Origin of the sequence: Acrocarpospora pleiomorpha (assembly GCF_009687885.1) — a bacterium.
Taxonomy (GTDB): domain Bacteria; phylum Actinomycetota; class Actinomycetes; order Streptosporangiales; family Streptosporangiaceae; genus Acrocarpospora; species Acrocarpospora pleiomorpha.
The window spans coordinates 1-25518 of sequence record NZ_BLAF01000059.1 but is presented as its reverse complement, the minus strand read 5'-3'; the positions used below and the strand labels follow the sequence as shown (position 1 = coordinate 25518).

The window sequence follows — 25518 nt, the reverse complement described above, 5'->3', positions numbered from 1 at the left end:
GGCGCGCACGCACCGGCGCCCACCCCCTGGATGGTAAGGACCACGATGACAACTACCGAGGTGCGGGGCACTCACAGCCCCAGCGTCGGCATGCGCCCCGCGCGGGCCAGGACCCGGGCTCGCCGCCAGCGCTCCCGCTTCCTCCTGTTCATGGTCGCACCCGCGGTGGTCTACGCGGCCCTGGTCTGCGTGTATCCCCTCGTCTCGGCCGTTCACCTGAGTTTCTTCGACTACAACCTCACCCGCGGAACCCGCGAGCCGACGTTCGTCGGGTTCGACAACTACGTGACGTTCATCGGAAGCGACCAGGGCCGGCGCGCGATCGTGAACACGGTCGTCTTCGCCACCGTCGCCGTCGCCGTCGAACTCGCACTCGGTCTCGCGCTCGCGCTCATGCTCTGGCGTGACACCAGATTCAACAAGACCGTCACCGCGCTGCTGCTCGTTCCGGTGGCCTTCACGCCACTGGTCGCCGCGCTCGTGTTCAAGAACCTCTACTCGACGAGCTACGGACCGCTCGGCACGATCATCAACACGTTGACCGGAGGGAGCACCGAGAGCATCGTCGCCTCACCGGCCACGGCGATGTCGGCGCTGATCCTCGTCGACATCTGGCAGTGGACACCGCTCATAGCGCTGACGCTGCTGGCCGGCCTCCGCTCGTTCCCCGATGAGGTAACCGAAGCCGCCTCCCTCGACGGGGCGGGCTACTGGCGTCGCCTGTTCTCGATGGTGCTGCCGCTGCTGTCCAGCTACATCTTCATCGCCGTCATCATCCGCACCATCGACGCCTTCAAGGTGTTCGACTCGATCTACGCGATCACGGGCGGCGGGCCGGGGGACGCCACCACCACGCTCAACTTCCTGGCGTTCACCGAGGGCTTGAAGTTCTTCAACGTCGGCTACGCCGCGGCGATCAGCAACATCCTGCTCGTGATCATCTCGGTCTTCGCGGTGATCTACATCGCCTCGCTGAGCCGGCTGAACCGCAAGTACGAAGGACAGTGACATGACCGTCGTGACCGTGCCTCGCCACCGCGCGGCGGTCAGCCGCAGCCGCCGCAGGAGGATCGTGTCGGTTCTGCGCCGCACCGCGGTGCTGACCCTGCTGCTGCTCTTTCTCGCTCCCGTCCTGTGGCTTCTGGCAACCGCGTTCAAGACCCGGGTGCAGATCTACTCCGCGGATCCTCTCAATCCCTTCTTCGCCCCCAGTCTCGACAACTTCCACGGCATCTTCTCCCTGTTCCAACCCGGGAAGCTTCTCTTCAACAGCCTCCTGGTGGCGTCCGGCACCACCCTCGTCGCGCTCCTTCTCGGGGTGCCCGCCGGCTACGCGCTCGCCCGGTCGGAGTCTCGCCTCACACCGTCCGTCGCCTACGTGTTCCTCTTCCTGCGGATGGTCCCTCCGGTCGCCGCGCTCATCCCCTTCTATCTCCTCATGCGCGACATCGGGCTACTCGGGACGCAGGCCGCGCTGATCATCATCAGCGCCGCGCTGAACGTCGGGTTCGTCGTCTGGACGATGTGGACCACGTTCCGGGCCATTCCCCCGGTCGTGGAGTCCGCCGCCGGCCTTGACGGCTGCGGTCGCTTCGGCACCTTCTGGCGGATCTCGCTCCCGCTGGCCCGCGGCGGCGTCATCTCCAGTGCGCTGACCGTGTTTCTCTTCTCCTGGAATGACTTCCTCTTCGCGCTGCTGCTTACCAACCCGGGGACGGCGACGCTCCCGGTGGGCATGCTCGCCACCGTCGGCAGTGTCGACATCAGCATCGGCCAGATGGGAGCTTTCGCGCAGATCGCCACGCTCCCCGTCGTCCTCGTCGCCATCGCCCTCAACCGCTACATGGTGTCGGGCATCATGAAGGGAATCCACTAGCGATGTCCGAGCAGCCGCTCCACTACTGGAACGCCACCGACCTGGCCGCCGCGATCCGCCGGCGCGAGCTCTCCGCCGTCGAGGTGATGCGGGCCCACCTCGACCGGATCGAAGAGGTCAACCCGAAGGTGAACTCGATCGTGGCCCCGATCCCCGCCTCCGCGGCGCTCGCCGCGGCACGCGAGGCCGATTCGGCGGTTGCCCGTGGCGATGAGCTCGGCGTCCTGCACGGACTGCCTACCGCGGTCAAGGACCTGCTCGACGTTCGCGGCCTCCCCACCACCTACGGCTCCGCGGCGTTCGCGGACGCCGCGCCCTCGACCCGGGACAGCCTTCTCGTGACCCGGCTGCGCGAGGCCGGCGCCATCGTCATCGGCAAGACCAACACCCCCGAGCACGGCGTCGGCACGCTCACCTTCAACCCGGTCTACGGCGTCACCCGCAATCCCTGGAACCTGGCGACCCACGGCGGGGGGTCCAGCGGCGCCGCGGCCGCCCTCGCCGCGGGCATGCTCCCGGTCGCGGACGGCTCGGACAGTGGCGGAAGCCTGCGCTACCCCTCGTCCTTCTGCAACACCGTCGGGCTGCGCACGACCGCGGGGCGGGTGCCCGCGGACGCTCCCGGCAGCGGATGGTCCCCGCACAGCGTCCTCGGCCCGATGGCCCGCAACTCCCTCGACGCCGGGCTCATGCTCGCCGCGATCGCCGGCCCGGACATCGCCGCCCCGCTCTCGATCGAGGACGCTCCCGAGGTCTTCGCCGCCCTGTCCCCAGCGCGTCTCGACGGCGTCCGCATCGGGTGGAGCAAGGACGCGGACGGGCTCCCCGTCGACCCGGAGGTCCGGGCCGCCTACGCGCTGGCCCGTACGCGGCTCGAGGCGCTCGGCGCGGTCATCGAGGATGTGGAGATCGACTTCTCCGACGCCGACGAGGCATGGGAGATCGTCGAGATGTTCGGGTTCTTCTCCTTCGGCTGGCCTGGCGTCGAGGCGACCCCTGAGCGCTATCGGCCCGACTTCGTGCGCAATGTCCAGCAGGGCGGTGCCTACAGCGCCAAGGAGATCGCGCACGGGTTCGCCCTGCGGACCGAGATCTACCGCCGCACCGCCCGGCTCCTGCGCGACTACGAGCTGTTCGTCACGCCGGCGACCCCGGTGACCGCACCTCCGGCGGACGTGGAATGGGTCGAGGAGATCGACGGTGTGAAGTTCGACCGCTACTTCCGCTGGCAGCGGATGGCCAACCGCATCACGATGACCGGCCACCCGGCCCTGGTCACGCCAGGCGGGTTCACGGCCTCCGGCATGCCCTTCGGGCTCCAGCTCGTCGGACGCATGCGCGCCGAAGCGTCGCTGCTGGCCTACGGCGCCGCGATCGAGGCCGGCACTGGGTTCACCCAGCTGCGCCCTAGGGACATCTGATGACACAGGCCGCACTCGATCGTCTCCAGGCCGCGCTGCGCCGGCTGGAGCGGGCCGACCGGCCCGAGGTGTGGATCCACCTGGAGGATCACGACGCGCTTCGCGCCCAAGCCGTCGAGATCGACCGCAGAGTCGCCGCCGGTGAGCATCTGCCGCTGGCCGGAACGTTCATCGCGGTCAAGGACAACATCGACGTCGCCGGAATGCCGACGACGGCCGCCTCCCCGGGTGCCGCCTATCATCCGGAACGTGACGCCTACGCGGTGCGCCGGCTCCGGCTGGCCGGCGCCCTCGTGCTGGGCAAGACGAACCTCGACCAGTTCGCCACCGGCCTCGTCGGGGTACGCAGCCCGTACGGCCCGGTTCGCGCGGCGCACGACCCGCAACTGGTCTCCGGGGGGTCCAGTTCCGGATCGGCCGTCGCCGTCGCCCTCGGCATCGTCGACGCCGCGCTGGGGACCGACACCGCCGGCAGCGGACGGGTGCCTGCCGCCTTCAACGGGATCATCGGGGTGAAACCGACTCTCGGCCTCGTGTCGGCACGCGGGGTGGTTCCCGCCTCGCCAAGCTACGACGCCGTCACCGTCTTCTCCCGCGACCTCGCCACCGCCGAACGGATGCTGGCGGTCATCGCGGCCGAGGACCCCGAGGATCCGGCGAGCCGCGCGTGGCCGGCTACCGCTCCCCTCGCCGGGCCCGCCATCGGACGGATCGGCATCCCCGGCGGGTCGGCGTTGGACGCGATGTCACCCGAGTGGCGCGACGCCTTCGACGCCACGGTCGGCGAGCTTCGCGACCGTGGCCTTTCGATCATCGAGGTCGACGTCGAACCGCTGCTCGCCACCGCCCGGCTGCTGTACGGCGGCGCCCTGGTCGCGGAGCGGACCGCCGCATTCGGTCACCTCCTCGACGCCGGGCCCGAGACGGTGGATCGCGTCGTGAAGCAGATCGTCGGGAACGGTGCGACGACCCTGGCGACCGACCTCGTACGAGACCAGCAGACGCTCCGCGCACAGCGCTGCCGGCTCCGCCCTCTCTGGGAACGCATCGATGCCCTGCTCCTCCCCACGGCACCCGGACACCCGACGATCGCGGAGGTACTCGACAACCCTGTCGGGAAAAACGCATGGGTGGGCACGTACACGAACTTCGTGAACCTTCTCGACCTGGCCGCGGTCGCGATACCCGGGGCACCCCCGGTCGGCGTCACCCTTGTCGGACCGGCCTTCTCCGACCGCGCCCTGCTCGACCTGGCTGCCATGATCCGCTCCGAGGACGTCGCCGACCCGTGGCTTCCGCCAGGCGTGTCACTCGCCGTGTTCGGCGCCCACATGACCGGCCAACCCCTCTCCCACCAGCTCACGCGTTGCCGAGCCCGGATGCTCCGCCCAATCACCACGGCACCGCGCTACCGGTTCTACGAACTGCCCACCGATCCACCGAAACCCGGGCTCGTGCGAACGGACGCCGAAGGGTGCGCCATCGGCGGCGAGGAGTGGCTCGTGCCGGTGGCCGGCCTCGCCGACTTCCTGGACGACCTCGTCCAGCCGATGGCCATCGGCCGGGTCGATCTCTCCGACGGGCGGAGCATTCTCGGATTCGTCTGCGAACCGGTGGCGCTCACGGCCGCCACGGACATTTCGCACGCCGGAGACTGGCGACAGCACCTCGCCGAACCTCGGCGCGGCGACCCGCGTTCCCTCGGTTCGGCTTGGCATGGTTGACGGCACCCCATCCGTTCAGTTCGAACTCCCCCACGGGCACGGCGCATCACTATGACTCACCGGACATCACCGTCGGCGCCGTATGCCTCGGCCTGGTAGCCGTCGTGGCGACTCGAAGGGACGGGCAGTCGCAGGATGGCAACGGGCTTACCGGACAGGAGCACCCCCGCGGAGCAAAGCTCTCGGACAAGCTCTACGATCCAGGACGTGGCCATTGCCGGACATAGTGGGATTTCAACGCGAAGCGTGCCAGATCCCATCCGAACGGGACCTGACGCCTGCCCTGGAGCCCTGCAGCTTCACCAGGCGGCCGATGGCCCGCTGGCCCGCGTACGCGTCCCCGGCGGCGAACTCTCCCTCGCCGCGCTCCGCGCCCTGACCGCGGGCCTCGGCGACGGTTTCATCGAGCTGACGTCCCGCGCGAACGTCCAGGTCCGCGCCCTGCGCGACCCCATCGCTTTCGCCGCCGGAATCGCCGCCGCGGGCCTGCTCCCATCCCCCACCCACGAACGGGTCCGCAACATCCTCGCCTCCCCCCTGACCGGTCTCGGCCCGCGCGGCATCCTCGACGTCCGCCCGCTGGTCACCGCCCTGGACAAAGGCCTCTGCTCCCGTACGCCCCTGGCCGCCCTTCCTGGTCGCTTCCTCTTCGCGCTGGACGACGGCACTGGAGACGTCGCCACACAAAACGCCGATATATCGGCTATTCCCGACGCCGATTCCATGCGGATCCTTCTCGCCGGGGAAGACCACGGACTCCGCTGCCCGATCGACGCCACCGTCCACCTCATGCTGACCGCCGCGGAATCCTTCCTCACCGAACGAACCGCCCAGAGCAGCGAGGCCTGGAGACTCTCCGAACTCCATGACGGCCCAGCCCAGATAGCCGCCCGTTTATCCCCTCTGCTCACCACATCCGTCCTCACCGACCCGGTCTCCACCCGGAGCGCCGACCCGGTCAGCAGCACTCCCGCCCCCTCCCCGATCATTTCCCAGGGCAGCCCCCGGCTTGCGGCGGACCAGACTGCGTCGCTAGGGAGCGATGGCCGACGCGGAGACGGGCTTTCGCCTGTGGGTGTCATCGCGTTGAGCGACGGGACGTACGCGATCGGAGCGGTCGTCCCGCTGGGGCGGTTGTCGGCGGCGCAGGTCGTGGTGCTCGCCGAAGTGGCGGGGCCGGAGGGGATCGTGCGGTTGACGCCCCGGCGGGGGGTTGTCGTGGCCGGGTTGTCGGCGAATAACGCCGCGTCGGCTGAGGTCGCTCTGGGGAATGTTGGGCTGGTGACTGATCCGCGGTCGCCCTGGGTTGTGGTCACGGCGTGTACGGGACGGCCGGGGTGCGCGAAGTCGCTGACCGATGTGCAGGCGGACGCGCGGACGTCGGTGGGGGCGCTGGGCGGGTCAAGGCCTGTGCACTGGGCGGGGTGCGAGCGTCGTTGCGGGCGGCCTCGGGGTGAGGTCGTGGATGTGGTGGCGGTTCCGGGGGGTTATCGGGTGGATTTCGAGGGCGTCAGCCGTACTCACGGGGAATTGCACGCCGTGGTGGAGGATGTGCGGAGCAGGAGGATCGGGTGAGTTACGTCCGGGACGGGGCGGAGATCTATCGGCGGTCGTTCGCCACGATTCGCGCGGAAGCGGAGTTGGGCGGGCTGCCGGAGGATGTGGCGCGGGTCGCGGTCCGGATGATCCACGCCTGCGGGATGGTGGATCTGGTGGGAGATCTGGCCTGGTCACCTGGGGTGGTCGCGGCGGCTGGGGCGGCGTTGCGGGACGGGGCTCCGGTGTTGTGCGACGCGCAGATGGTGGCGTCCGGGGTTACCCGCAAGCGGCTACCTGCCGGAAATGATGTGGTTTGCAGTCTGGGGGATCCGCGCGTGCCCGAGCTGGCGGAACGCCTGGGGACGACCAGGAGCGCGGCTGCTCTGGAGTTGTGGCGGGATCGGCTGGAAGGATCGGTCGTCGCCATCGGAAACGCTCCGACCGCCCTGTTCCGGCTGCTGGAAATGATCGACGAGGGCGCGGGGCGGCCCGCGGCGGTCTTGGGAGTTCCGGTGGGTTTCATCGGCGCGGCCGAGTCGAAGGACGCGCTCGCCGGACGCGCCGACCTGGAATTCCTGGTGGTACGGGGACGGAGAGGCGGCAGCGCCATGACGGCTGCGGCGATCAACGCGATCGCGAGCGACGAAGAATGACCGAGGATGGTGCGAACGACGTGACCCGGCCTGCACAAACCCCCGAGGATTCACCCACTCGTTCCGGCGATACAGAGTCCGTCAAGACCCGCGGCGTTGAACTCGGGCCCAGCGAACCTGAACCGACAACCGTCAAGACCGGACAGCGTTCTGGCGTCGGACCCGAGCCTGACGATGTCGTCAAGACCGGGCAGCTTTACGATGTAGGACTCGCGCCTGACTCAGCCGCTAAGAGCGGACGGCTTTACGATATAGAACTCGCGCCTGACCCGGCCGTTAAGAGCGGGCGGCTTTACGGTGTTGGGCTTGGGCCTGGGGATCCGGAGTTGGTGACCGTGAAAGCGGCGCGGCTCATCGGGGCGGCCGGGGTGATCGCGTATCACAGCGCACGCCATGGGCGAAGTATCGCGCGGTCGGTGGCTGCCCCATATTTACGTGGGGACCAAGTCGAAGAAGCGCTCGTGTATCCGGTCACCACGGAGACGACCGATCATCCAGGTGGGTATCAGGGCGCGCTCGACGATTTCTACGCCGCGTGTGCGATCCGACTGGCGGAGCATTTGGACGCGGGGCGGGATGTGGTCGTGTTGTGTGAGGGCGATCCGATGTTCTATGGGTCGTACATGCATATGCACAAACGGCTGGCGCATCGGTATGAGACGGAGGTCGTGCCGGGGGTCACCTCGGTGAGCGGGGCGGCGGCCGTCCTAGGGAGGCCGCTGGTCGAGCGGGATGAGACCTTGACGGTTCTGCCTGGGACGCTTCCGGCGGAGACGCTCGCGGCGCACATCGGGTCGGCTGATTCGGTGGCGATTCTGAAGCTGGGCCGTACCTTCGAGAAGGTGCGGGACGCTTTCGTGGCGGCGGGGAAACTGGACGATGCCTGGTATGTGGAGCGGGCCACGGCGGCGGGTGAACGAATCGCGCCTCTGGCGGATGTGGATCCGGCGTCGGTTCCCTATTTCTCGCTGGCGCTGCTGCCCAGTCCGGTGAATGATCCGGCGGTCGTGCCGGTGCGGACTGTTCCGGCTTCGGGAATGGGCGAGGTGGCCGTGGTCGGGCTTGGGCCCGCCGGTCGGCCGTGGCTGACACCGGAAGCGTGGGACGCGCTGATGACGGCCGATGAATTAGTGGGGTACGGACCCTATTTGGATCGGGTCCCCGTGAATCCGCGGCAGAAACGGCATGCGACCGACAACCGAGTCGAGGCCGAACGGGCCGCGCACGCGCTGGAATTGGCGTTGTCCGGTTCGCGGGTCGCCGTGGTCTCGTCAGGGGATCCCGGGGTTTTCGCGATGGCGAGCGCGGTTCTGGAGGTGTCGTGCGAGGCCCGGTTCGCGGGGGTGCCCGTCCGGGTGGTCCCGGGGCTCACGGCGGCGCACGCGGTCGCGGCGCGGGTGGGCGCGCCGCTCGGGCACGACTATTGCGTCCTCTCCCTGTCGGATCAGCTCAAACCCTGGGATGTGGTGGCGGATCGGATCAGCGCGGCCGCCCGCGCGGATCTGGTGCTGGCCATCTACAACCCGGCGTCTCGCACCCGGACCTGGCAGGTCGCCGCGGCCCGCGACCTGCTCCTGGAGCACCGATCCCCCGACACGCCGGTGATCATCGGCCGTTCCGTGGGTACGCCCGGCGAAGACGTCCGCGTGACCACCCTGGCCGACCTCGACCCCGCCGACGTCGACATGCGCTGTTTGCTGATCATCGGCTCCTCGACCACGCGGATCGTTCCCCGCGAGCAAGGGAATGTCGTGTTCACGCCGCGCCGCTACCCGGCATGAGTCCCCGGCTGCTGATCATCGGGGGCACGGACGAGGCCAGGCGTCTGGCGCTAGCCGTACAGGGACGAGTCGACATGATCTCGTCCCTGGCGGGCCGGGTGAGCTCCCCCCGATTGCCTGTCGGCGAGGTCAGGATCGGTGGTTTCGGCGGACCGGACGGCCTCGCCGCCTGGCTGCGAGCCGAACGCATCACCATGATCGTGGACGCGTCGCATCCGTTCGCCGCGCGAATGACCGATTCGGCCGTGAAGGCGGCGGACGGCACCGGGATTCCATTGCTGGTGCTCCGGCGGCCCGGCTGGGCCCCCGAACCCGGCGACGACTGGCGCTGGACGGCCACGCTGGAGGAAGCCGCCGAACGGCTCCCCCGGATCGGTACGCGCGCCTTCCTCACCACCGGCCGCCGAAGCCTGCCCGCTTTCACCCATCTCGACGACGTATGGTTTCTCGCCCGCTCGGTCGACACGCCCGAGCCTCCGTTCCCGCGCCAGATGGAGGTGCTGCTCAGCCGGGGGCCGTACACGCGGGAAGGCGAACTCCACCTGCTGCGCGCCCACCACATCGACGTGATCGTCACCAAGGACAGCGGCGGCACCATGACCTCCGCCAAGCTCACCGCCGCCCGCGAGCTGGGCCTCCCGGTCGTCGTGGTACGGCGCCCGCCCCCACCCCCAGGCGTCCCCACAGCCGCCACCGTCGCTGAGGCCGTGACCTGGCTCGACGGCCTGATCGCCCGATGAGCGCCCTCAGGTACGGCTGGACCACGGGCGCCTGCGCGACCGCGGCGACGACGGCCGCCTACACGGCACTGCTGTCGGGCGACTTCCCCGACCCCGTCGAGATCGCCCTGCCTAAGGACAAACACCCATCATTCGCGCTGGCCCGGGAGGCGCTCGGCGACGGCTGGGCGATGGCCGCGATCGTCAAGGACGCGGGCGACGACCCGGACGTGACCCACGGCGCCCTCATCATGTCCACCGTCCGCCCCGGCGCCCCCGGCTCCGGCGTGACCTTCCTCGCCGGCCCGGGCGTCGGCACCGTGACCAAACCCGGCCTCCCCCTCCCGGTCGGCGAACCCGCGATCAACCCGGTCCCTCGCCGCCTGATGACCGATCACGTCACCCAGGTCGCCGCCCGCCACGGCGGCACCGGCGACGTAGTAGTGGAAATATCCGTAGAAGGCGGCGCCGAACTCGCCCTCAAAACGTGGAACCCCCGGCTGGGCATCCTCGGCGGCCTCTCCATCCTCGGCACCACCGGCGTCGTCGTCCCCTACTCCTGCTCCGCCTGGATCGACAGCATCCGCCGCGGCATCGACGTCGCCCGCGCGGCAGGCCACCCCCACGTCGCCGGCTGCACCGGCAGCACCTCAGAACAGGTCGCCTCCACCCTGTACGGCCTGCCCGACGACGCCCTCCTCGACATGGGCGACTTCGCCGGCGCCGTCCTGAAATACCTCCGCCGCCACCCCATCCCCCGCCTCACCATCGTCGGCGGCATCGGCAAACTCTCCAAACTCGCCGACGGCCACCTCGACCTGCACTCCGGCCGCTCCCAGGTGAACCTCCCCCTGCTCGCCACCCTGGCCGCGGAAGCGGGCGCGCCCCCCGACCTAGTCACCCAGATCGAATCCGCCAACACCGCCTTGCACGCCCTCCGGCTCTGCCAGGCGGAGGCCGTCCCTCTCGGCGACCTCGTGGCCACCCGCGCCCTGAACACCGCCCGCACCGTCCTGACCGGAGCCCCGGTCTCCGTGGATGTGATCGTCATCGACCGCGCGGGAACCATCGTCGGCCGATCCACTGCCATCGGCTGACAACAACCACCGAGAGTGCCTGGCTGACGGATGGCGAGGGCCGCGTCGAGTCGCACCGGATGACCGCCCGGAACGCAAAGATCACCGGCCAAACGGTCCGGCGGCCCTGAGAACAGGCCGCCAAGGTCAACATCAGAGGCGAACCGGTCGACGGCCGCGCGACTGGGTTGGTCCTAGTGCTATGACATCACCGTCCAAGGCCGGAGCTTCTCGGGATTGCGTACCGCCCATATGTGCTCGATCCGGTCGCCGGCAACCTCGAACGCTGCCACCGTCACGGTGACGCCGTCTTGCTGAGCCACCAGGCCGGGCCGACCGTTGACCGTACGCTCCAGGATCGTCAGGTCCGATGCCATGCCGGCGATAGCGATCATGTAGCGGGCGATCTGCTCGCCGCCTTCGATCGGGCGGATCCCGGCGCTGACCACGCCGCCGCCGTCGACGATCGCCGTGGCGTCGGGGTCGAGGAGGCCGATGAGGGCGTCGATGTCCTTGGCTTCCCAGGCCTGCTTGAAGTCCCTGACGGTGCCGGGCTGCCGCGCTGCCGGAACCGCGGGAGCCTGCGGCGCACGAATGCGGCGGCGGGCCGAGGAGGCCAGCTGGCGGCATGCCGCCGGCGTCCGGCCGACGATCTCGGCCACTTCGGCGAAGGGGTAGCCGAAGACGTCGTGCAGGATGAACGCGACGCGTTCGGCCGGGGTCATCGATTCGAGTACGACGAGGAAGGCCATGTTGATCGACTCGTCGAGGGTGATCCGGTCGGCCGGGTCGGCCGTGGTGCCGCCCGGCGGCACATTGATCCACTCCGTGTGATCGGGCAGCGGTTCGGGGATCCATTCGCCCACGTAGCTCTCGCGCCGGGCCCGTGCCGAGCCGAGCAGGTCCAGGCAGATGCGGCCGGCGACCTTCGTCAGCCAGGCGCCGGGGGATTCGATGGCTTGTTGCCGCCGCGGGGACATGGCGTACCAGCGGGCGTAGGTCTCCTGTACGGCATCCTCGGCATCGGTCAGGGAGCCCAGGAGCCGGTAGGCGAGGTTGATCAGCTGACGCCGCTCGCTCATGATCGCGCTCAGGTCCGGATCTGACCGGCTGTGTCCTGGCTCGGCGCAGTGTTCCTGACTGTCCGTGTTCTCAAAATGCTCATTTCTGGGATTGGGAAGTTCATCGGCGGCGCAGAACCCACTGGACCTAATAACCCCTATGGGGTTATCTTGGGGGTACATACAGCTGGAGTCTATGGAGTTGTGCGCGATGCCGAAGATCAACGTCTATCTGCCCGATGATCTGGCCGAGGCGGTCAAGGAGGCCGGTGTGCCGGTGTCGGCGGTGTGCCAGCGGGCTCTGGAGCAGGCCGTGCGACGGGTGACCGCCATCCGGGAGACGGTTCTGGGTGATCTCGACGACGAACCGACCGGGGCACTGGCGCACCTCACCGCAAGGACGCGTACCGTGCTGAAGCTGGCTGTGGAGCGGGCGCGGGACGCCGGCGCGCCGAGGATAGGTACCGAGCATCTGCTGGGCGCCATGCTGGACGAGGGCACCAACCTGGCCCTCCACGTGCTCCGCGCCATGGAGATCGAGCCGGAGCAGGTCGGGCGTGATCTGGCCCGTCGGCAGCCCGGAGAGCGGGAGACCGCCCCACCGGACCGTGATCCGCGCCGGTTTGACGGGCCCGCAGCCAACGCTCTGGAACTGGCGGTCACCGAGGCGACCTCCCTCGGTCACAACTACATCGGCTGCGAGCACCTGCTGCTCGGCCTGGCTGTCGAGCCCGACGGAGTCGCAGGACAGGTTCTGCGGGCCCTGGGGGCCGATCCCAAGCTCGTCCGCCGAGCCGTCACCGCCGCGCTGGCGGGCTACGTCCACCTGCGGGCCGAGAGCGGGCAGGGCCAGTCGGCGGCGTCGGCCGGCGCACAGCAGGCGCTCGCCGCGGCCGTACGTCAGGAAATCGAACCGCTGAGCCGGCGCATCGCACGGCTGGAGGAGCACCTCGGGCTGACCACCGAAGGCTGACGGCCGTGTTCAGCCGCCGTCGCAGTAGGCCGCCCAATCAGAAGCGGCGGTACGGCCAACGTCTCCTTCCGCTGTGGCAGCGGTGGCTCCAACTGGCCTTCTTGGTCCTCATCGTGTTGGCAATTCTGTGGTGAAACGTGTGCTGATGCCGGTGACCGGCGACACTTGGGCCTATGCAGGAGGACCGCCGTGCGCTCACTCCGATACTGGTTGCGTCCACGGAGGTGGTGTACGAGTTCCGCTGGTAGCAGGGGCGGCAATGGGTACTGGTGCCACACCCTGGCTCCTCACGGCTCAGTCGCGGACGCGGGATGACGAATAGAGGTGGCTGTCGGGGAACGTGGCGGCGGTGAGGGCGCGGCCGACGATGATGACGGCGGTTCGGGTGATGCCCGCGGTTGCGACCTTTTCCGCGATGTCGGCCAGGGTGCCGCGGAGCACGATCTCCTGGGGACGGCTCGCCCAGGCGACGACCGCCGCCGGGCAGGTGGGGCCGTATGCGGGGGTCAGTTCCGCGACGACCGTCTCGATTCGTTGCACGGCCAGGTGCAGGACGATCGTCGCGCGACTGCGGCCAAGCGTGGCGAGATCCTCGCCTTCGGGCATGGGGGTCGCCCGGAGAGCCGTACGGGTGAGCACGATGGTCTGCGCGACGCCGGGCACCGTCAACTCGCGTCGCAAAGTCGCGGCCGCCGCCGCGAACGCGGGCACTCCGGGCACCACCTCGTACGGCACCGCCGCCGCGTCGAGACGGCGCATCTGCTCGGCCATCGCGCTGAAGACGGAGGGGTCGCCGGAATGCAGGCGGGCGACGTCCAGGCCTTCGGCGTGCGCGGCGAGCAGTTCGGCCATGATCTCGTCCAGGGTCAGGCGTGCGGTGTCGATCAGCCGGGCCCCTGGGGGGCAGCAGGCGATCAACTCTGGGGGGACCAGGGATCCCGCGTACAGGCAGACGGGCAGCCGCTCAATGAGGCGTTGACCGCGCACCGTGATCAGGTCGGCCGCGCCTGGCCCCGCACCGATGAAGTAAACGGTCATCGCGAGCCACCAGCGCAATCGCCCATCATTGTCCGGCCGCTGATGGAGGAGACCGCCAGCGCGAACCGACAGTGCAACGGCTGGCCGCCGGTGAAGTGAACGATCATCGTGGCCCACCCGTGCAATCGCCCGTCATCGTCCGGCCGCTGGTGGAGGAGACGATCACCGCGCGCCGCCGGTGGAACGGCGGGCCGCTGATGGAAGGAGCGGGCATCGTTGGCTGGCGGTGCGATTGGGTGGCCTCAGGTGGAATGGCCGTCATCGGGGTTCCTCGTGGGGCTTGGTCACCGACCAGATGGTGACGGGGAGTTGGGGGCGCCAGGTGGTGAAGTCGCCGAGGGGGGCGGCTCTGTTGATGGCGAGGCGGAAGAGGTCGCCGCCGAGGTGGCCGTACCAGGTGGAGAGAACGGCTTCGGATTCTAGGGTGACCGCGTTGGCGACCAAGCGGCCGCCGGGGTGGAGGCTGGACCAGCAGTGGTCGAGGAGGCCGGGGGTGGTGAGGCCGCCGCCGATGAAGATCGTGGTGGGTGGGGTGGTGAGGGCGGTCAGGACGTCGGGGGCGGTGCCGGTGAGGACGCGGAGGGTGGGGACGCCGAGGGTTTCGGCGTTTTTGGTGATTCGGGTGGCTCGGGCGGGGTCGCGTTCGATGGCGATCGCGGTGGCGGTGGGGTGGGCGCGGAGCCATTCGATGGCGATGCTGCCCGCGCCGGCGCCGATGTCCCAGAGGATGCCGTCGGTGCCGAGCAGGCCGAGGGTGACCGCGCGGACCTCGCGTTTGGTGAGCTGGCCGTCGTGGTCGAAGGTCTCGTCGGGGAGGCCGGGGACGCGTGGGGGTGTGGGCGTGCCGGGGTCGGGGAAACATTCGACGGCCACGATGTTGAGGGGGTCGGGGATGTAGCCCCAGATGGCCCAGCCGTTGGCGGTGGTGTGGCGGAGCTTCTCGTCGGGGGAGCCGAGGAGTTCGAGGACGCTGAAGGGGCTCTCGCCGTAACCGGCGTTGATGAGGAGGGTGGCGACTCGGGCGGGGTCGGCGCCGAGGATCAGGAGGCGTTCGCCGGGGCGGAGGGCCGCGTTGAGGGTGGCGAGGGGGCGGCCGACCGCGCTGATCACGTGGGTGCGTTCGAGCGGCCAGCCCATGCGGGCGCAGGCCAGGGAGACCGAGGACGGCGAGGGGAGGATCCTGACGTTTTCCGGGCCGAGGATGCGGACCAGGGTGGAGCCGATGCCGTGGAACATGGGGTCGCCGCTGGCGAGGACGCAGATCCGGCGGTCGCGGTAGCCGGCGAGCAGGCCGGGGAGGGCCGGGAGCAGGGGGGACGGCCAGGTGATCTGTTCGGCGGAGGTGGAGACCAGGGCGAGCTGGCGGGCGCTGCCCATCAGGACCTCGGCGGTTTCGATCTCCCGGCGGGCGGCGGGGGAGAGCCCGTCCCATCCGTCGGCGCCGATTCCGACGACGACAACGGGGGCGGTCATGGTGAGAAGGCCAGACTCACGTTTCCGGATGTGCCGGGCGGCGACGTTGAGTCGCTTTGGGTGTCCCGTGGGGTGTGCGGGTCAGGCATGGGGGACATTTCCTAGAATCCTGGTCACCTTGATTTCGATGACGACGCGTTCCGGGTTGGGGCGGGGCTGGCGGTATCGGGCGGCGTAGCGGTGCTCGGCGTCGGCGATCGAGGCGGGGTCGTCGCGGATGACGGCGCGGCCTTCGAGGGTGGACCAGCGGCGGCCGTCCACCTGGCAGATAGCGACGAGCGCGCCTTCTGGGCCGGCGGCGCGGACGTGGTCGGCTTTGCGAGATCCGCCGCTGGTGATGATCCTGGCGGTGTCGCCGTCGAGGGTGACGCCGACCGGAACGACGTGGGGGGTGCCGTCCGGGCGGATCGTGGTGAGGGTGCAGAGGTGTCGTTCCTTCCAGAACGTCTCGAAACTCATCGGCACTCCCCCACGAATCGTGCGGCCAGCACCGGGCTGCCCGCCCAGTGCAGATGCAGGTACGAAGCCAGCACCCGACCGGAAGCGTATCCGTCGCCACCGTCAATCCAGCGCCAGACCGGGCTGTCGGGTGGCGTGCAGACCGTGCGGTGGAACTCATGTCCCCGATACCGCTCCCCCGCCCGCGTCAGCACCGAATCTTGTACGGCTACCGCGTCCCGATACCCCAAAGTCAGCCGTCCAGACATTTCCGCTTTAGCGTCGAGGATGCCGCACATGGGATGATCGTCGAGTTCCCTGCTCAGATAGAGCAACCCCGCACACTCCGCCACGACCGCGCCCCCACTGGTGACGAACTCGGCCATCCTCACCCGGAGGCGCTCATTGGCGGACAACTCCGAGGCGTAGACCTCCGGAAATCCTCCCGGCAGAATCACTCCACGAGTGCCTTCGGGAAGATCCTCATCCCGAACCGGATCGAACGTCGCCACCTCCGCGCCCGCCGCGATCAACAGTTCCACTTGTTCCACATAGCCAAAGGTGAAAGCGGCTCCCCCCGCAATGGCGACCACGGGCCGAATACCCCGCCGAGCCCGCCCATCGACCCCCACCCATCCTTCTCCCGTGACTTCGCTCTGCCTTACTGATACGGGGGTTCTCCCACCCACCCACCCTTGATTTCTTTCCGTGGCTCCGCCCCGCCCCACCGAAACGGCAGCTCCGCCACCCGGCAATCCTTCGCCATCAGCCGTGGCTTCGCCCTGCCCGACCGAAACAGGGGCTGGCCCACTTGCCAAGCCTTCGCCATCACCCGTGGTGTCGCCTTGTCCGACTGAAGCGGGGGCTTTCCCACCCGCCCCTTTTACGTTTGCGGTCGTGGCGACAGCGTCTTGCGGGTTCCAAGCGGTGGCCGGGATCGGTGCGGCGCGGTGGGCGAGGGCGACAAGGGCGGGCAGGTCGCAAGTCGACTCGATCAAAGTGGCTAGGGCCGGAATGGTCGTGGTGGCTTCGGTGTGGCGTTCGGCGGCGGGGATGAGGCCGAGGTGGCGGGATGGGGTGGTGGCGTCGGGGGTGCGGGGGATGGCGCCCAGGACCGGGATGCCGGTGGATTCCAGGGATTCGCGGCAGACCTCCTTGTGGCGCGGGGAGCCTACGCGGTTCAGGATGATTCCGGCCAGGCGGACGCGGGTGTCGTACGAGGCGAAACCGTGGACGAGGGCGGCGACGGACTGGCCTTGGCCGGTGGCGTCGACGACGAGGATGACGGGGGCTTCGAGGAGGCGGGCGACGTGGGCGGTGGAGGCGAAGTCGGCGGTGCCGCGCATGCCGTCGTAGAGGCCCATGACGCCTTCGATGATCGCGATGTCGGCGTTGGCGGCGCCGTGGAGGAAGAGGGGGGCGATCAGGTCTTCGGAGGTGAGCCAGGGGTCGAGGTTGCGGCCGGGACGGCCGGTGGCGAGGGCGTGGTAGCCGGGGTCGATGTAGTCGGGGCCGACCTTGTGCGGTGACACGGCAAGCCCCCGGCGGACCAGTGCCGCCATCAGGCCCGTGGCTATGGTCGTTTTGCCCGCACCGGACGCGGGCGCGGCGATGACCAATCGCGGCACCATCACCATCCGAAACCCATCCGATTCACCGCTCTCGTCCTTGCTCTACACACCATCGTCCTGCCACGGACACTGACACGAGGCGCTCCGGCACCACCATCGGCCTCGCGGACACCCTCACCCCTCAAACCCAGCACCACCGCACACACCGACGCGAAGCACTCCGGCACCACCATCGCCCACGGTTTCGCCTCGTACGACACCCGCGTCCGCCTGCTGAACCGCGTAGGCTCCCCGCGCCACGAGGAGGTCTGCCGCGAATCCCTGGAATCCACCGGCATCCCGGTCCTGGGCGCCATCCCCCGCACCCACGCCACCGCACGCACACCGACGCGAAGCGCTCCGGCACCGTTCATCGCCCTCGCAGACACCCTCACCTCTCAAACCCAGCGCCACCGCACGCACACCGACACGAGGCGCTCCCGCGCCGTCTTCACACGCTCTTGCCATTGGAAGCCCTGGCCGCGTCCGGTATCACTGACTCACCATTCGATGCCCTTTTGGCCCTTCTGGCCGGTGTCCATGGGGTGCTTGATCTTGGTCATTTCGGTGACCAGGTCGGCGATGTCCAGGAGGGCGGGGTGGGCGTTGCGGCCGGTGATGATCACGTGTTGGGTGCCGGGGCGGGTGGTCAGGGTGGTGGTCACGTCCTCGATGTCGATCCAGCCCCAGTTGATGGGGTAGGTGAATTCGTCGAGGACGAGCAGGCGGTAGGTTTCCGAGGCGAGGTCGCGTTTGATCTGGTTCCAGCCTTCGCGGGCGTCGGCGGCGTGGTCGTCTTCGGTGCCCGCTTTCTTGATCCAGGACCAGCCTTCGCCCATTTTGTGCCAGGTGACGGGTGGGCCGAGTTCGCCGAGGGCGCGTAGGGCGGCTTCCTCGCCGATGCGCCATTTGGCGGACTTCACGAACTGGAACACGCCGATCGGCCAGCCCTGGTTCCAGGCGCGGAGGGCGAGCCCGAACGCGGCGGTGGATTTCCCTTTGCCGGGTCCGGTGTGGACGATCACGAGCGGCCGGTTGCGGCGCTGCCGGGTCGTGAGGCCGTCTTCGGGCACTTGGTCAGGCTTGCCCTGCGGCATGTGACCTCTCCTCGTGGTTCATGCGGCCAGCCGGGTGGCCCGGACCACCTGGGCCAGGCCGCCTTCGGCGAGCGCGTCCAGGCGAACGGGAAGCGCCCCGATCCGCGCGGCCAGGTCGGTGGCGAGGCCGAGGCGGATCGGGCCGGATTCGCAGTCGACGACGACGGTGGTCACCTGGGTCAGCAGGGTAGCGGCCTGGCGGGGGTTCGGGCCGAAGGTCGCGCGGCCGTCGGTGACGATCACGAGCAGCGGACGACGGGCCGGGTCGCGGAGCCGTTCCACACGGAGCACGTCCGCGGCCTTGAGCAGGCCCGCCGCGAGCGGCGTCCGTCCTCCCGTACGAAGATCGCGCATCCGCGCGGCTCCCGCCTCCACCGACGACGTCGGCGGCAACACCAGCTCCGCCGCCTCCCCCCGAAAAGTGATCAGACCAACCTTGTCCCTCCGCTGGTACGCATCGAGCAACAAACTCAACACGGCCGCCTTAACCGCCCCCATGCGCTTCCGCGCGGCCATCGACCCACTGGCGTCCACGGCGAACAGCACGAGGTTACCCTCACGCCCCTCACGAACGGCTTCCCGCAGGTCAGCCTTCTCAATCCGCAACCCACGGCCTTCCACCCCACGCGACCGCGGACGCGAAGCCACCCCCTGAAGATCAGCCCTCTCTACCCGCAACCCGAGACCTTCCTCCCCACCAGACCGCTGGCGCGAAGGCAGTCCCTGAAGATCAGCCTGCTCCATCCGCGACCCGGGACCTTCCACCCCGTGCGACCGCCGACCCGAAGCCATCCCCTGAAGGTCGGCCTTCTCCGTCGGCAACCCGAAGCCCTCCGCACCACGCGACCGCTGATGTGGAGCGGCCGCCCGGAGGGTCGCCATCAGATGCACGCTCGTGATCCGCCCGTCGGGCAGGCGGGATCCCGACGTCCGCCCATCCGGCGTGCGCGCCCGTGACCGCCGCCCCGGAACACCCATGCCGACCCCGGGAACAGTGAAAATCCTGGTCCGATAGGGCGCACCCGCCTCCGCGAATGCGCCGCCCTCCGCCAAACCCGTACTACCTGAATCCGCCGATCTCAGCGTGTCCGGGCCGTCCCGGCCCTCTGCTCCAGGCTGGTCAGAACCCGTCCGCATTCCGGTGGAATCCCGTGGCCCGAACCCGTCCGACGGGCCGAAGTCCGTCGACGCGTTCGGCTCCCAGGAGTCAGCTGATCCCGACCCGCCCCCATCCTCTGACCCGGCCGCACTGGGCTCGGCTCCGCCGTCGCCGGACTCGGATGTGTTGATATTTCCGGATTCGCCCGGACGTGCACCATCGTCGGGGTCGTCGTCCGGGTAATCGTCGAAATCGTTCAGGAGCTCGTCAAGCCTGGCCTCGTCCAAACCCGGCGCGTCGAACGGATCCCGCCGCCGCCGATGCGGCAACGCGAGCCGTGCCGCCGCCCGCACATCCGCTGAAATCACCCGGGTACGCCCCTGCCAGGCAGCATGCGCCATCGCCGCATGAGCGGTGACGATATCCGCCCGCATGCCATCCACCTCAAACCCGGCGCAAACCGTCGCGATCTGCTTCAACGCCGCATCCGGCAACCTCACCCCGGGCAGAAGCGCACGAGCCCCAACGATCCGCCGAGCGAGCCCCGCCTCCTCCACCGCCCACCGCGCGGCGAATCCCTCCGGATCCAGCTCATACGCGAGCCTCCTCCGAATGACCTCCGCCCGCTCCGCCGGATCCCGCGACGCCCGCGCCTCCACGGTCAGCCCGAACCGATCGAGCAACTGCGGCCGAAGCTCCCCCTCCTCGGGATTCATCGTCCCGGAGAGCAAAAACCTGGCCGCATGCCGCACCGACACCCCTTCCCGCTCGACATAGCACGTCCCCAGCGCGGCGGCATCCAGAAGAAGATCGACAAGATGGTCGTGCAACAGGTTGACCTCGTCCACGTACAAGATCCCCCGATGCGCCGCCGCCAGCAGCCCCGGCTCGAACGCCTTGACCCCTTCGGTCAGCGCCCGCTCAAGATCAAGCGACCCGGCCAGCCGGTCCTCGGACGCGCCGACCGGCAACTCGACCAGCCGCGCCGGCCGTACCAGCCCGGCACCCGAATGCGGCCCGTCCGGGCACAAGGAATCAGGAGCGCTCGGATCGCACGAGAACCGGCACTCCTCCGCCACCTCCACGGGCGGCAGCAGCGCCGCCAGCGCCCGTACGATGGTCGACTTGGCCGTGCCCTTCTCCCCCCGGACCAGGACCCCGCCCACGCGCGGCGACACCGCGTTGAGCACGAGCGCCAGTTTCAGATCCGCCAACCCAACAACCGCGCTAAACGGATACGTCACCGCAGATACGCCCTTTTCTCAAGACCGAAAAACCTCGGAAGGCTGGTCAAATGGAGGAATCCACCACCGCTACCCCTCAAAATCACCCTCCGAAATAGCCGAAAAATCGGGAAAAATCCCTTCGGACCCCCGCGAGGCCCCCATCAAAGGTCCCCATTGTGGTAAGCGAAGGTTCCAGCGCCCGTCGAATCCGCTCAATTCGACCCGGCCCAGCGGCGGAACGTCCACCCGCCAGTACGCGACGTCCGGCAGCCTCAGCGCCGACACCAGCATCGCCCGCACGACCGCCGGATGGGTGACCGCCAGCGACCGCCCAGGCGGGAGCCCGCCGAGCCACTCCCCCATCCGGGCGATCAACCCGGCCACCGACTCACCCCCGTGCGGCACCGCGCCGGGATCGCTCAGCCAGGCCCGTACGCCCTCGGGCTCCTCCGCCGCCACCTCGGCGAACGCCCTCCCCCGCCACCGCCCGAGATCGCAGTCACGCAACCCCGGATCGGCGACCGCCGCCACGCCCAGCCACCGCGCCGTACCCAGGCAACGCTCCTCGGGCCCGGCCCTCCCCTCGCCCTTGACGACGTCCCCGGCTGGCGGGAGCTCCAGAACGTCGTCAGGGGACGGGAAGGCGGCGGCCCGCACGGCCGCCGTCCTGCCATGCGCGACCACGATCACCCGCGCCGCTCGCGCAGCCACGATCAGGCCGGTACGCCCTGCGGCGCCCCGGTTACCTGTTCGCTCCGATGCCCGAGGTACGCGTACGAAACCCCCAGCACCCCCCACAACACGACCTGGGTCCCCAGCGACGAAACCCGGAAGTCCCACAGCAAGTCCGCCGGAAACCCTTCGGGCACCTCGGACACGACCGGCAGGAAGACCCACGCCGCCGTGACCGGGACGAGGAACCCCAGCCCGGTCGCGAGCCACCGCACCGGCTCCCCGTTGACCTCGAAGATCCGGTGCGCGACTGCGGCGGCGGCCATCGCCAGCACCCCGATCGCGACCGCGACCAGGTAGAGCGACGTCCGCGAGCCGATCGTCTCCGGATCCCCGACCGCAGGCGGATTAGCCGGATATTTCACGAACGGCACCAGGACTACGGCCGCGAATCCGGCCGCCGCCAGGGTGATCGACAACACGCTCCCGGAGCGGGGCCCGACACGCCCCCGTACCAGGGCGAACGCGAGGCCGAACAGGCCGCCGAGGGCGAGGCCGTACAGAGCGGTGGCGAGGAACAATCCCCCCACCTGGCCGCTTCTGCTGACAAGGGGAGCCTCGGTGTGGGTGTGCGCGGCGGCCTCTTCGAGGGCGATCGCGCTGTCGATGTGCGGCTCGCCGGCGAAGTAGGCGAAAACGCCCGCGGCGAGTCCTGCGATGATTCCGGCGAGCAGGCCCCGGACGAACAACTGGCGGATCATCAGTGGCACGGAACGCCGAGCAGGTGACGGCCGTCGTGCATGAGCTCGTGCAGGTAGTCACCCGCCTGGGAGATCGCCCCCTGGTCGAAGGTGACGAGGTAGGCCACCAGCAGGAGAACGGGCACGGCCAGTGCCCACCAGGCCAGGTTGCGAAGCGGAATGGGCTGAACATGCGGGGCTGAGAGCTGGCTCACGCCACGGTCCTCCTCCGGGATTGCGCGTCCCTGTCGTCGGTCTGTGGCGGGTGGTGACCTGGCTCCCCTCATCGGGAGGGTTACAGTGGCGCGACCGCACCGGAGTTACACCGGATTTCCCTCACGCCGCCACAATTCACCGGGAACGTACCCCCGAACGGACAAACCCGTCAACCCGGCTATCCCTCGCCGGTGAGCGCGGCCACCAGGTCGGCGGCCGTCCTGCACCGGTCGAGCAGCTCGCCCACGTGGGCTTTCGTCCCGCGCAGCGGCTCCAGCGTGGGCACCCGCTGCAGCGACTCCCGCCCGGGAATGTCGAAAATCACAGAATCCCAGGACGCGGCGGCCACCGACTCGCTGTACTGCCGCAGGCAGCGCCCCCGGAAATAGGCCCGCGTATCGGTCGGCGGCGTCTCGATGGCGCGTTCGACGTCGTCTTCGGTCACCAGCCGCTGCATCCGCCCGCGAGCCACCAACCGGTTGTAGAGCCCTCGTTCCGGGCGGATGTCCGCGTACTGCAGGTCGACCAGCCCGAGCCGGGGATGCGACCAGGGCAGGTTGTCCCGCGTCCGGTACCCCTCCAAGAGCTCCAGCTTGGCCACCCAGTCGAGCTCGCGCGACAGCTGCATCGGATCCTCGGCCAGCCGGGTCAGCACCGACTCCCACCGGTTCAGCACGTCCTTGGTCATCTCATCCAGACCCGCGCCATACCGGTCCTCGACATACTTGCGGGCCTGCTCCAGATACTCCATCTGCAGCTGTACGGCCGTCATCTTGCGCCCGTTCCGCAGCGAGATCTCATACTTGCAGGTCGGGTCATGCGATACCGCCCGCAGCGCGGCGACCGGCGACTCCACGGAGAGATCGCCGGTGAGGAACCCGTCCTCGATCATCGCGAGCACCAGCGCGGTCGAACCCAACTTCAGGTAAGTGGAAATCTCCGACATGTTGGCGTCGCCGATGATCACGTGGAGGCGGCGGTACTTCTCCGGGTCCGCGTGCGGCTCGTCCCGGGTGTTGATGATCGGCCGCTTCAGCGTCGTCTCCAGGCCGACCTCGACCTCGAAGAAGTCGGCGCGCTGGCTGATCTGGAACCCGTCGCCGCGGGAATCCTGCCCGATCCCGACCTTCCCGGCGCCGCACACCACCTGCCGCGACACGAAGAACGGCGTCAGATGCCGGACGATGTCCGCGAACGGCGTGGCCCGCCGCATCAGGTAGTTCTCGTGGCAGCCGTAGGAGGCGCCCTTGCTGTCGGTGTTGTTCTTGTAGAGCTGGATGGGGGCGTTCCCCGGCATGCCCGACGCCCGGACGGCGGCGTCGTGCATCACCCGTTCGCCCGCCTTGTCCCAGATCACGGCCGCCCGGGGGTTGGTGCACTCGGGCGTGGAGTACTCCGGATGGGCGTGATCCACATACAGCCGCGCGCCGTTGGTGAGGATCACGTTGGCCAGGCCCAGATCCTCGTCGGTCAGCTGGCTGGAGTCAGCCGCCTCCCTGGCCAGATCGAACCCGCGGGCGTCGCGCAGCGGGTTCTCCTCCTCGAAGTCCCACCGGGCCCGCCTGGCGCGCGCGGCCGACGCCGCGAGGTACGCGTTGACGACCTGCGAAGAGGTCACCATCGCGTTCGCCCCGGGCTGACCGGGCACGGCGATGCCGTACTCGGTCTCGATGCCCATCACCCGCCGTACCGTCATGCGCACCCCATGGCCGTCGTTCCGCCGTTTATATCCCGAGCCTAGCCCCTCTTCTATGCCCGGTTACCCGACAGTTACGGCAGAGAGCCGACTATTCGTTTCGTACGGGTCTCCGGCCACCGAGAATCCGGCGAAGCAAACGCTGGCCAGGACGGTCGATCAGCTTGTAAACGAGATACGCCAGCACTATAGATGCCGCCATTGTCAGCGCGGTGAGCAACCACGGGTTCAGCGTGTCGCGAAGGCCCGGGATGATCACGGCTGAGACATTCTGATGGAGCAGGTAGAGCGGGTACGTGAGCGCGCCCACCGTGGTGAGCGGAGCCCACTTGACCCAGCTCAGCCAGCCGAGGGCGACGGCCGCCATCAACAGGAAGATGAGCGTGATGGCCACGATGACGGCCTCCGGCGGTGCCGGGAAGCGCTTCAGGCCGATGGCGTCCACCCGGCTCTGTACGCGCTCCAGAGCGGCGTAGACGGCGAAGGCGTACCCAACCAGGACGAAACCCCAGCGGGTCACTGAGGGGCCCACACGGTGGATCAGGTAGAACGCCATGCCGGCGATGAAGTACGGCGCCTGCCTGGGCATGACGATCTCGGTCAGCAGGTCGTTCTCGAGGTATTCGGCGACGACGACGAGGACCAGCCAGACCCACATGAACGCCATCGCGCGGCGCAGGTTGATGCCGATGATCACGATGATCGAGATCAGGAAGTAGAACTTGAGTTCGACCCAGAGCGACCAGAATACGCCTCCCGCGTGCAGGACGCCGAACGCCTCCTGGAACATCGAGAGGTTGATGAGGTAGTGGACGGGGTAGAGGTTGCCCTTGAAGCCGGTGACGTCGGTGTAGTTGTACAGGACGTACAGGGCGACGACGGTGAACCAGTAGGCCGGGTAGAGGCGGGAGATGCGGGAGACGGCGAACTTGCCGATGCTGCGGCCCCAGGCGCTCATGAGGATGACGAAGCCGCTGATCAGGAAGAAGAGTTCGACGCCGAGGATGCCCAGGGTGGTGACCCGGTTGACGGAGGCGAAGATCTCGGTGGGGTAGTCGCCCCAGAGGGATCTGCTGGCGGCCATGTAGTGGAAGGCCATGACCGCGAACGCGGCGATGAATCGCATTAAGTCGAGTTCGACGAGCCTGGGTCCCCCGCCGACGGGCGACTGCTCGGCGATCGGCGCCCGGGCGGGTGGCGGTGGCGGAGCCGGCCTACGTCTACGCCGCCTGGTCCTGGCCGGCGCCGCGGTCACGGGCAAACTCCCAGCTCAAACACCGCGATCCCCCGTAAATGCGTCATGTTGGAATAACCCTTAGGCACAAAAATCCCACTAGAGCGCTCAAGTATCACGCAAAACCACGAACAGAGCTACCGGGGTTTCCCCACC

Annotated in this window: 22 protein-coding genes and 1 riboswitch; of the genes, 10 read left to right on the top strand and 12 right to left on the bottom strand. The window is 68.9% G+C overall.

Features of this window, described 5'->3' with window-relative positions; translation table 11 throughout:
- Window positions 1-45 precede the first annotated feature (45 nt).
- The 9 genes from Aple_RS38710 to Aple_RS38670 all read left to right on the top strand — a co-directional run bounded on the left by Aple_RS38710 (window position 46) and on the right by Aple_RS38670 (window position 10810).
- The gene (locus Aple_RS38710) at window positions 46-1008 is read left to right on the top strand and encodes a carbohydrate ABC transporter permease (protein WP_170321887.1); all 963 of its coding nucleotides are present in this window, start codon (window positions 46-48) and stop codon (window positions 1006-1008) included.
- A gap of 1 nt (window position 1009) precedes the next feature.
- Window positions 1010-1876 carry a carbohydrate ABC transporter permease gene (locus tag Aple_RS38705; RefSeq protein ID WP_155349734.1) on the top strand — a complete coding sequence of 289 codons (867 nt, stop codon included), beginning with the start codon at window positions 1010-1012 and terminating at the stop codon, window positions 1874-1876.
- A 2-nt stretch (window positions 1877-1878) separates the two neighbouring features.
- Window positions 1879-3297 (top strand): amidase, encoded by a 1419-nt coding sequence (locus Aple_RS38700; protein ID WP_155349733.1) that lies wholly within the window; start codon window positions 1879-1881, stop codon window positions 3295-3297.
- A complete protein-coding gene (atzF, locus tag Aple_RS38695; protein ID WP_155349732.1) occupies window positions 3297-5021 on the top strand; it encodes an allophanate hydrolase in 1725 nt (574 codons plus the stop codon). Before Aple_RS38700 ends, atzF begins: the two co-directional genes overlap by 1 nt.
- Before the next feature lie 246 nt (window positions 5022-5267).
- Window positions 5268-6596, top strand: a complete 1329-nt coding sequence (locus tag Aple_RS38690) for a ferredoxin-like domain-containing protein (RefSeq protein WP_218038721.1) — start codon at window positions 5268-5270, stop codon at window positions 6594-6596.
- The gene (locus Aple_RS38685) at window positions 6593-7213 is read left to right on the top strand and encodes a precorrin-8X methylmutase (RefSeq protein WP_155349730.1); all 621 of its coding nucleotides are present in this window, start codon (window positions 6593-6595) and stop codon (window positions 7211-7213) included. Before Aple_RS38690 ends, Aple_RS38685 begins: the two co-directional genes overlap by 4 nt.
- A 251-nt stretch (window positions 7214-7464) precedes the next feature.
- The gene (locus Aple_RS38680; protein WP_155349771.1) at window positions 7465-8994 is read left to right on the top strand and encodes a precorrin-2 C(20)-methyltransferase; all 1530 of its coding nucleotides are present in this window, start codon (window positions 7465-7467) and stop codon (window positions 8992-8994) included.
- The gene (locus Aple_RS38675; RefSeq protein WP_155349729.1) at window positions 8991-9734 is read left to right on the top strand and encodes a cobalt-precorrin-6A reductase; all 744 of its coding nucleotides are present in this window, start codon (window positions 8991-8993) and stop codon (window positions 9732-9734) included. Before Aple_RS38680 ends, Aple_RS38675 begins: the two co-directional genes overlap by 4 nt.
- Window positions 9731-10810, top strand: a complete 1080-nt coding sequence (locus Aple_RS38670) for a cobalt-precorrin-5B (C(1))-methyltransferase (RefSeq protein WP_155349728.1) — start codon at window positions 9731-9733, stop codon at window positions 10808-10810. Before Aple_RS38675 ends, Aple_RS38670 begins: the two co-directional genes overlap by 4 nt.
- A 179-nt stretch (window positions 10811-10989) precedes the next feature.
- Here the strand turns inward: Aple_RS38670 and sigJ are convergent, their stop codons facing one another.
- Window positions 10990-11871: an RNA polymerase sigma factor SigJ gene (gene sigJ / locus Aple_RS38665; RefSeq protein ID WP_218038720.1), complete on the bottom strand. Its 882-nt coding sequence runs from the start codon at window positions 11869-11871 to the stop codon at window positions 10990-10992.
- A gap of 190 nt (window positions 11872-12061) precedes the next feature.
- Here sigJ and Aple_RS38660 point away from each other — a divergent pair, with 190 nt between their 5' ends.
- The gene (locus tag Aple_RS38660) at window positions 12062-12823 is read left to right on the top strand and encodes a Clp protease N-terminal domain-containing protein (RefSeq protein ID WP_155349726.1); all 762 of its coding nucleotides are present in this window, start codon (window positions 12062-12064) and stop codon (window positions 12821-12823) included.
- A gap of 294 nt (window positions 12824-13117) precedes the next feature.
- On the opposite strand, the gene cobM is transcribed toward Aple_RS38660, so the two are convergent.
- From cobM to Aple_RS38605, 11 genes are all read right to left on the bottom strand, one after another.
- Window positions 13118-13861: a precorrin-4 C(11)-methyltransferase gene (cobM, locus tag Aple_RS38655; protein ID WP_155349725.1), complete on the bottom strand. Its 744-nt coding sequence runs from the start codon at window positions 13859-13861 to the stop codon at window positions 13118-13120.
- Window positions 13862-14119: 258 nt separating this feature from the next.
- Window positions 14120-15334, bottom strand: a complete 1215-nt coding sequence (gene cbiE, locus Aple_RS38650) for a precorrin-6y C5,15-methyltransferase (decarboxylating) subunit CbiE (protein WP_155349724.1) — start codon at window positions 15332-15334, stop codon at window positions 14120-14122.
- Between the two features lie 81 nt (window positions 15335-15415).
- Complete coding sequence (locus Aple_RS38645; protein WP_155349723.1) at window positions 15416-15793, bottom strand: PPOX class F420-dependent oxidoreductase; 378 nt, start codon at window positions 15791-15793, stop codon at window positions 15416-15418.
- Window positions 15790-17403 (bottom strand): cobyrinic acid a,c-diamide synthase CobB, encoded by a 1614-nt coding sequence (locus Aple_RS38640; RefSeq protein ID WP_218038719.1) that lies wholly within the window; start codon window positions 17401-17403, stop codon window positions 15790-15792. Before Aple_RS38640 ends, Aple_RS38645 begins: the two co-directional genes overlap by 4 nt.
- Window positions 17404-17882: 479 nt before the next feature.
- Window positions 17883-18479: a cob(I)yrinic acid a,c-diamide adenosyltransferase gene (gene cobO, locus Aple_RS38635; protein ID WP_155349721.1), complete on the bottom strand. Its 597-nt coding sequence runs from the start codon at window positions 18477-18479 to the stop codon at window positions 17883-17885.
- An 18-nt stretch (window positions 18480-18497) separates the two neighbouring features.
- Entirely contained in the window at window positions 18498-20792 is a 2295-nt protein-coding gene (locus Aple_RS38630; RefSeq protein WP_246265049.1) for a VWA domain-containing protein, read from the bottom strand.
- 99 nt (window positions 20793-20891) lie between these two features.
- A complete protein-coding gene (locus Aple_RS38625; RefSeq protein WP_155349719.1) occupies window positions 20892-21515 on the bottom strand; it encodes a histidine phosphatase family protein in 624 nt (207 codons plus the stop codon).
- 2 nt (window positions 21516-21517) lie between these two features.
- Complete coding sequence (locus Aple_RS38620; RefSeq protein ID WP_174889932.1) at window positions 21518-22237, bottom strand: CbtA family protein; 720 nt, start codon at window positions 22235-22237, stop codon at window positions 21518-21520.
- The gene (locus Aple_RS38615) at window positions 22237-22431 is read right to left on the bottom strand and encodes a CbtB domain-containing protein (RefSeq protein ID WP_170317135.1); all 195 of its coding nucleotides are present in this window, start codon (window positions 22429-22431) and stop codon (window positions 22237-22239) included. The genes Aple_RS38620 and Aple_RS38615 overlap by 1 nt, the downstream gene beginning before the upstream one ends.
- A gap of 31 nt (window positions 22432-22462) precedes the next feature.
- A riboswitch (cobalamin riboswitch) is annotated at window positions 22463-22577 on the bottom strand.
- 33 nt (window positions 22578-22610) lie between these two features.
- Complete coding sequence (dop, locus tag Aple_RS38610) at window positions 22611-24128, bottom strand: depupylase/deamidase Dop (RefSeq protein WP_155349717.1); 1518 nt, start codon at window positions 24126-24128, stop codon at window positions 22611-22613.
- 91 nt (window positions 24129-24219) lie between these two features.
- Entirely contained in the window at window positions 24220-25383 is a 1164-nt protein-coding gene (locus Aple_RS38605; RefSeq protein ID WP_246265048.1) for an acyltransferase family protein, read from the bottom strand.
- Window positions 25384-25518 lie beyond the last annotated feature (135 nt).

What these genes read in the sequence shown, in the direction of transcription:
- Aple_RS38710 (WP_170321887.1), top strand. Translation starts at nt 46, where the DNA reads ATGACAACTACCGAGGTGCGGGGCACTCACAGCCCCAGCGTCGGCATG.
- Aple_RS38705 (WP_155349734.1), top strand. Translation starts at nt 1,010, where the DNA reads ATGACCGTCGTGACCGTGCCTCGCCACCGCGCGGCGGTCAGCCGCAGC.
- Aple_RS38700 (WP_155349733.1), top strand. Translation starts at nt 1,879, where the DNA reads ATGTCCGAGCAGCCGCTCCACTACTGGAACGCCACCGACCTGGCCGCC.
- atzF (WP_155349732.1), top strand. Translation starts at nt 3,297, where the DNA reads ATGACACAGGCCGCACTCGATCGTCTCCAGGCCGCGCTGCGCCGGCTG.
- Aple_RS38675 (WP_155349729.1), top strand. Translation starts at nt 8,991, where the DNA reads ATGAGTCCCCGGCTGCTGATCATCGGGGGCACGGACGAGGCCAGGCGT.
- Aple_RS38670 (WP_155349728.1), top strand. Translation starts at nt 9,731, where the DNA reads ATGAGCGCCCTCAGGTACGGCTGGACCACGGGCGCCTGCGCGACCGCG.
- sigJ (WP_218038720.1), bottom strand. Translation starts at nt 11,871, where the DNA reads ATGAGCGAGCGGCGTCAGCTGATCAACCTCGCCTACCGGCTCCTGGGC.
- Aple_RS38660 (WP_155349726.1), top strand. Translation starts at nt 12,062, where the DNA reads ATGCCGAAGATCAACGTCTATCTGCCCGATGATCTGGCCGAGGCGGTC.
- cobM (WP_155349725.1), bottom strand. Translation starts at nt 13,861, where the DNA reads ATGACCGTTTACTTCATCGGTGCGGGGCCAGGCGCGGCCGACCTGATC.
- cbiE (WP_155349724.1), bottom strand. Translation starts at nt 15,334, where the DNA reads ATGACCGCCCCCGTTGTCGTCGTCGGAATCGGCGCCGACGGATGGGAC.
- Aple_RS38645 (WP_155349723.1), bottom strand. Translation starts at nt 15,793, where the DNA reads ATGAGTTTCGAGACGTTCTGGAAGGAACGACACCTCTGCACCCTCACC.
- Aple_RS38640 (WP_218038719.1), bottom strand. Translation starts at nt 17,403, where the DNA reads ATGGTGCCGCGATTGGTCATCGCCGCGCCCGCGTCCGGTGCGGGCAAA.
- cobO (WP_155349721.1), bottom strand. Translation starts at nt 18,479, where the DNA reads ATGCCGCAGGGCAAGCCTGACCAAGTGCCCGAAGACGGCCTCACGACC.
- Aple_RS38620 (WP_174889932.1), bottom strand. Translation starts at nt 22,237, where the DNA reads ATGATCCGCCAGTTGTTCGTCCGGGGCCTGCTCGCCGGAATCATCGCA.
- dop (WP_155349717.1), bottom strand. Translation starts at nt 24,128, where the DNA reads ATGACGGTACGGCGGGTGATGGGCATCGAGACCGAGTACGGCATCGCC.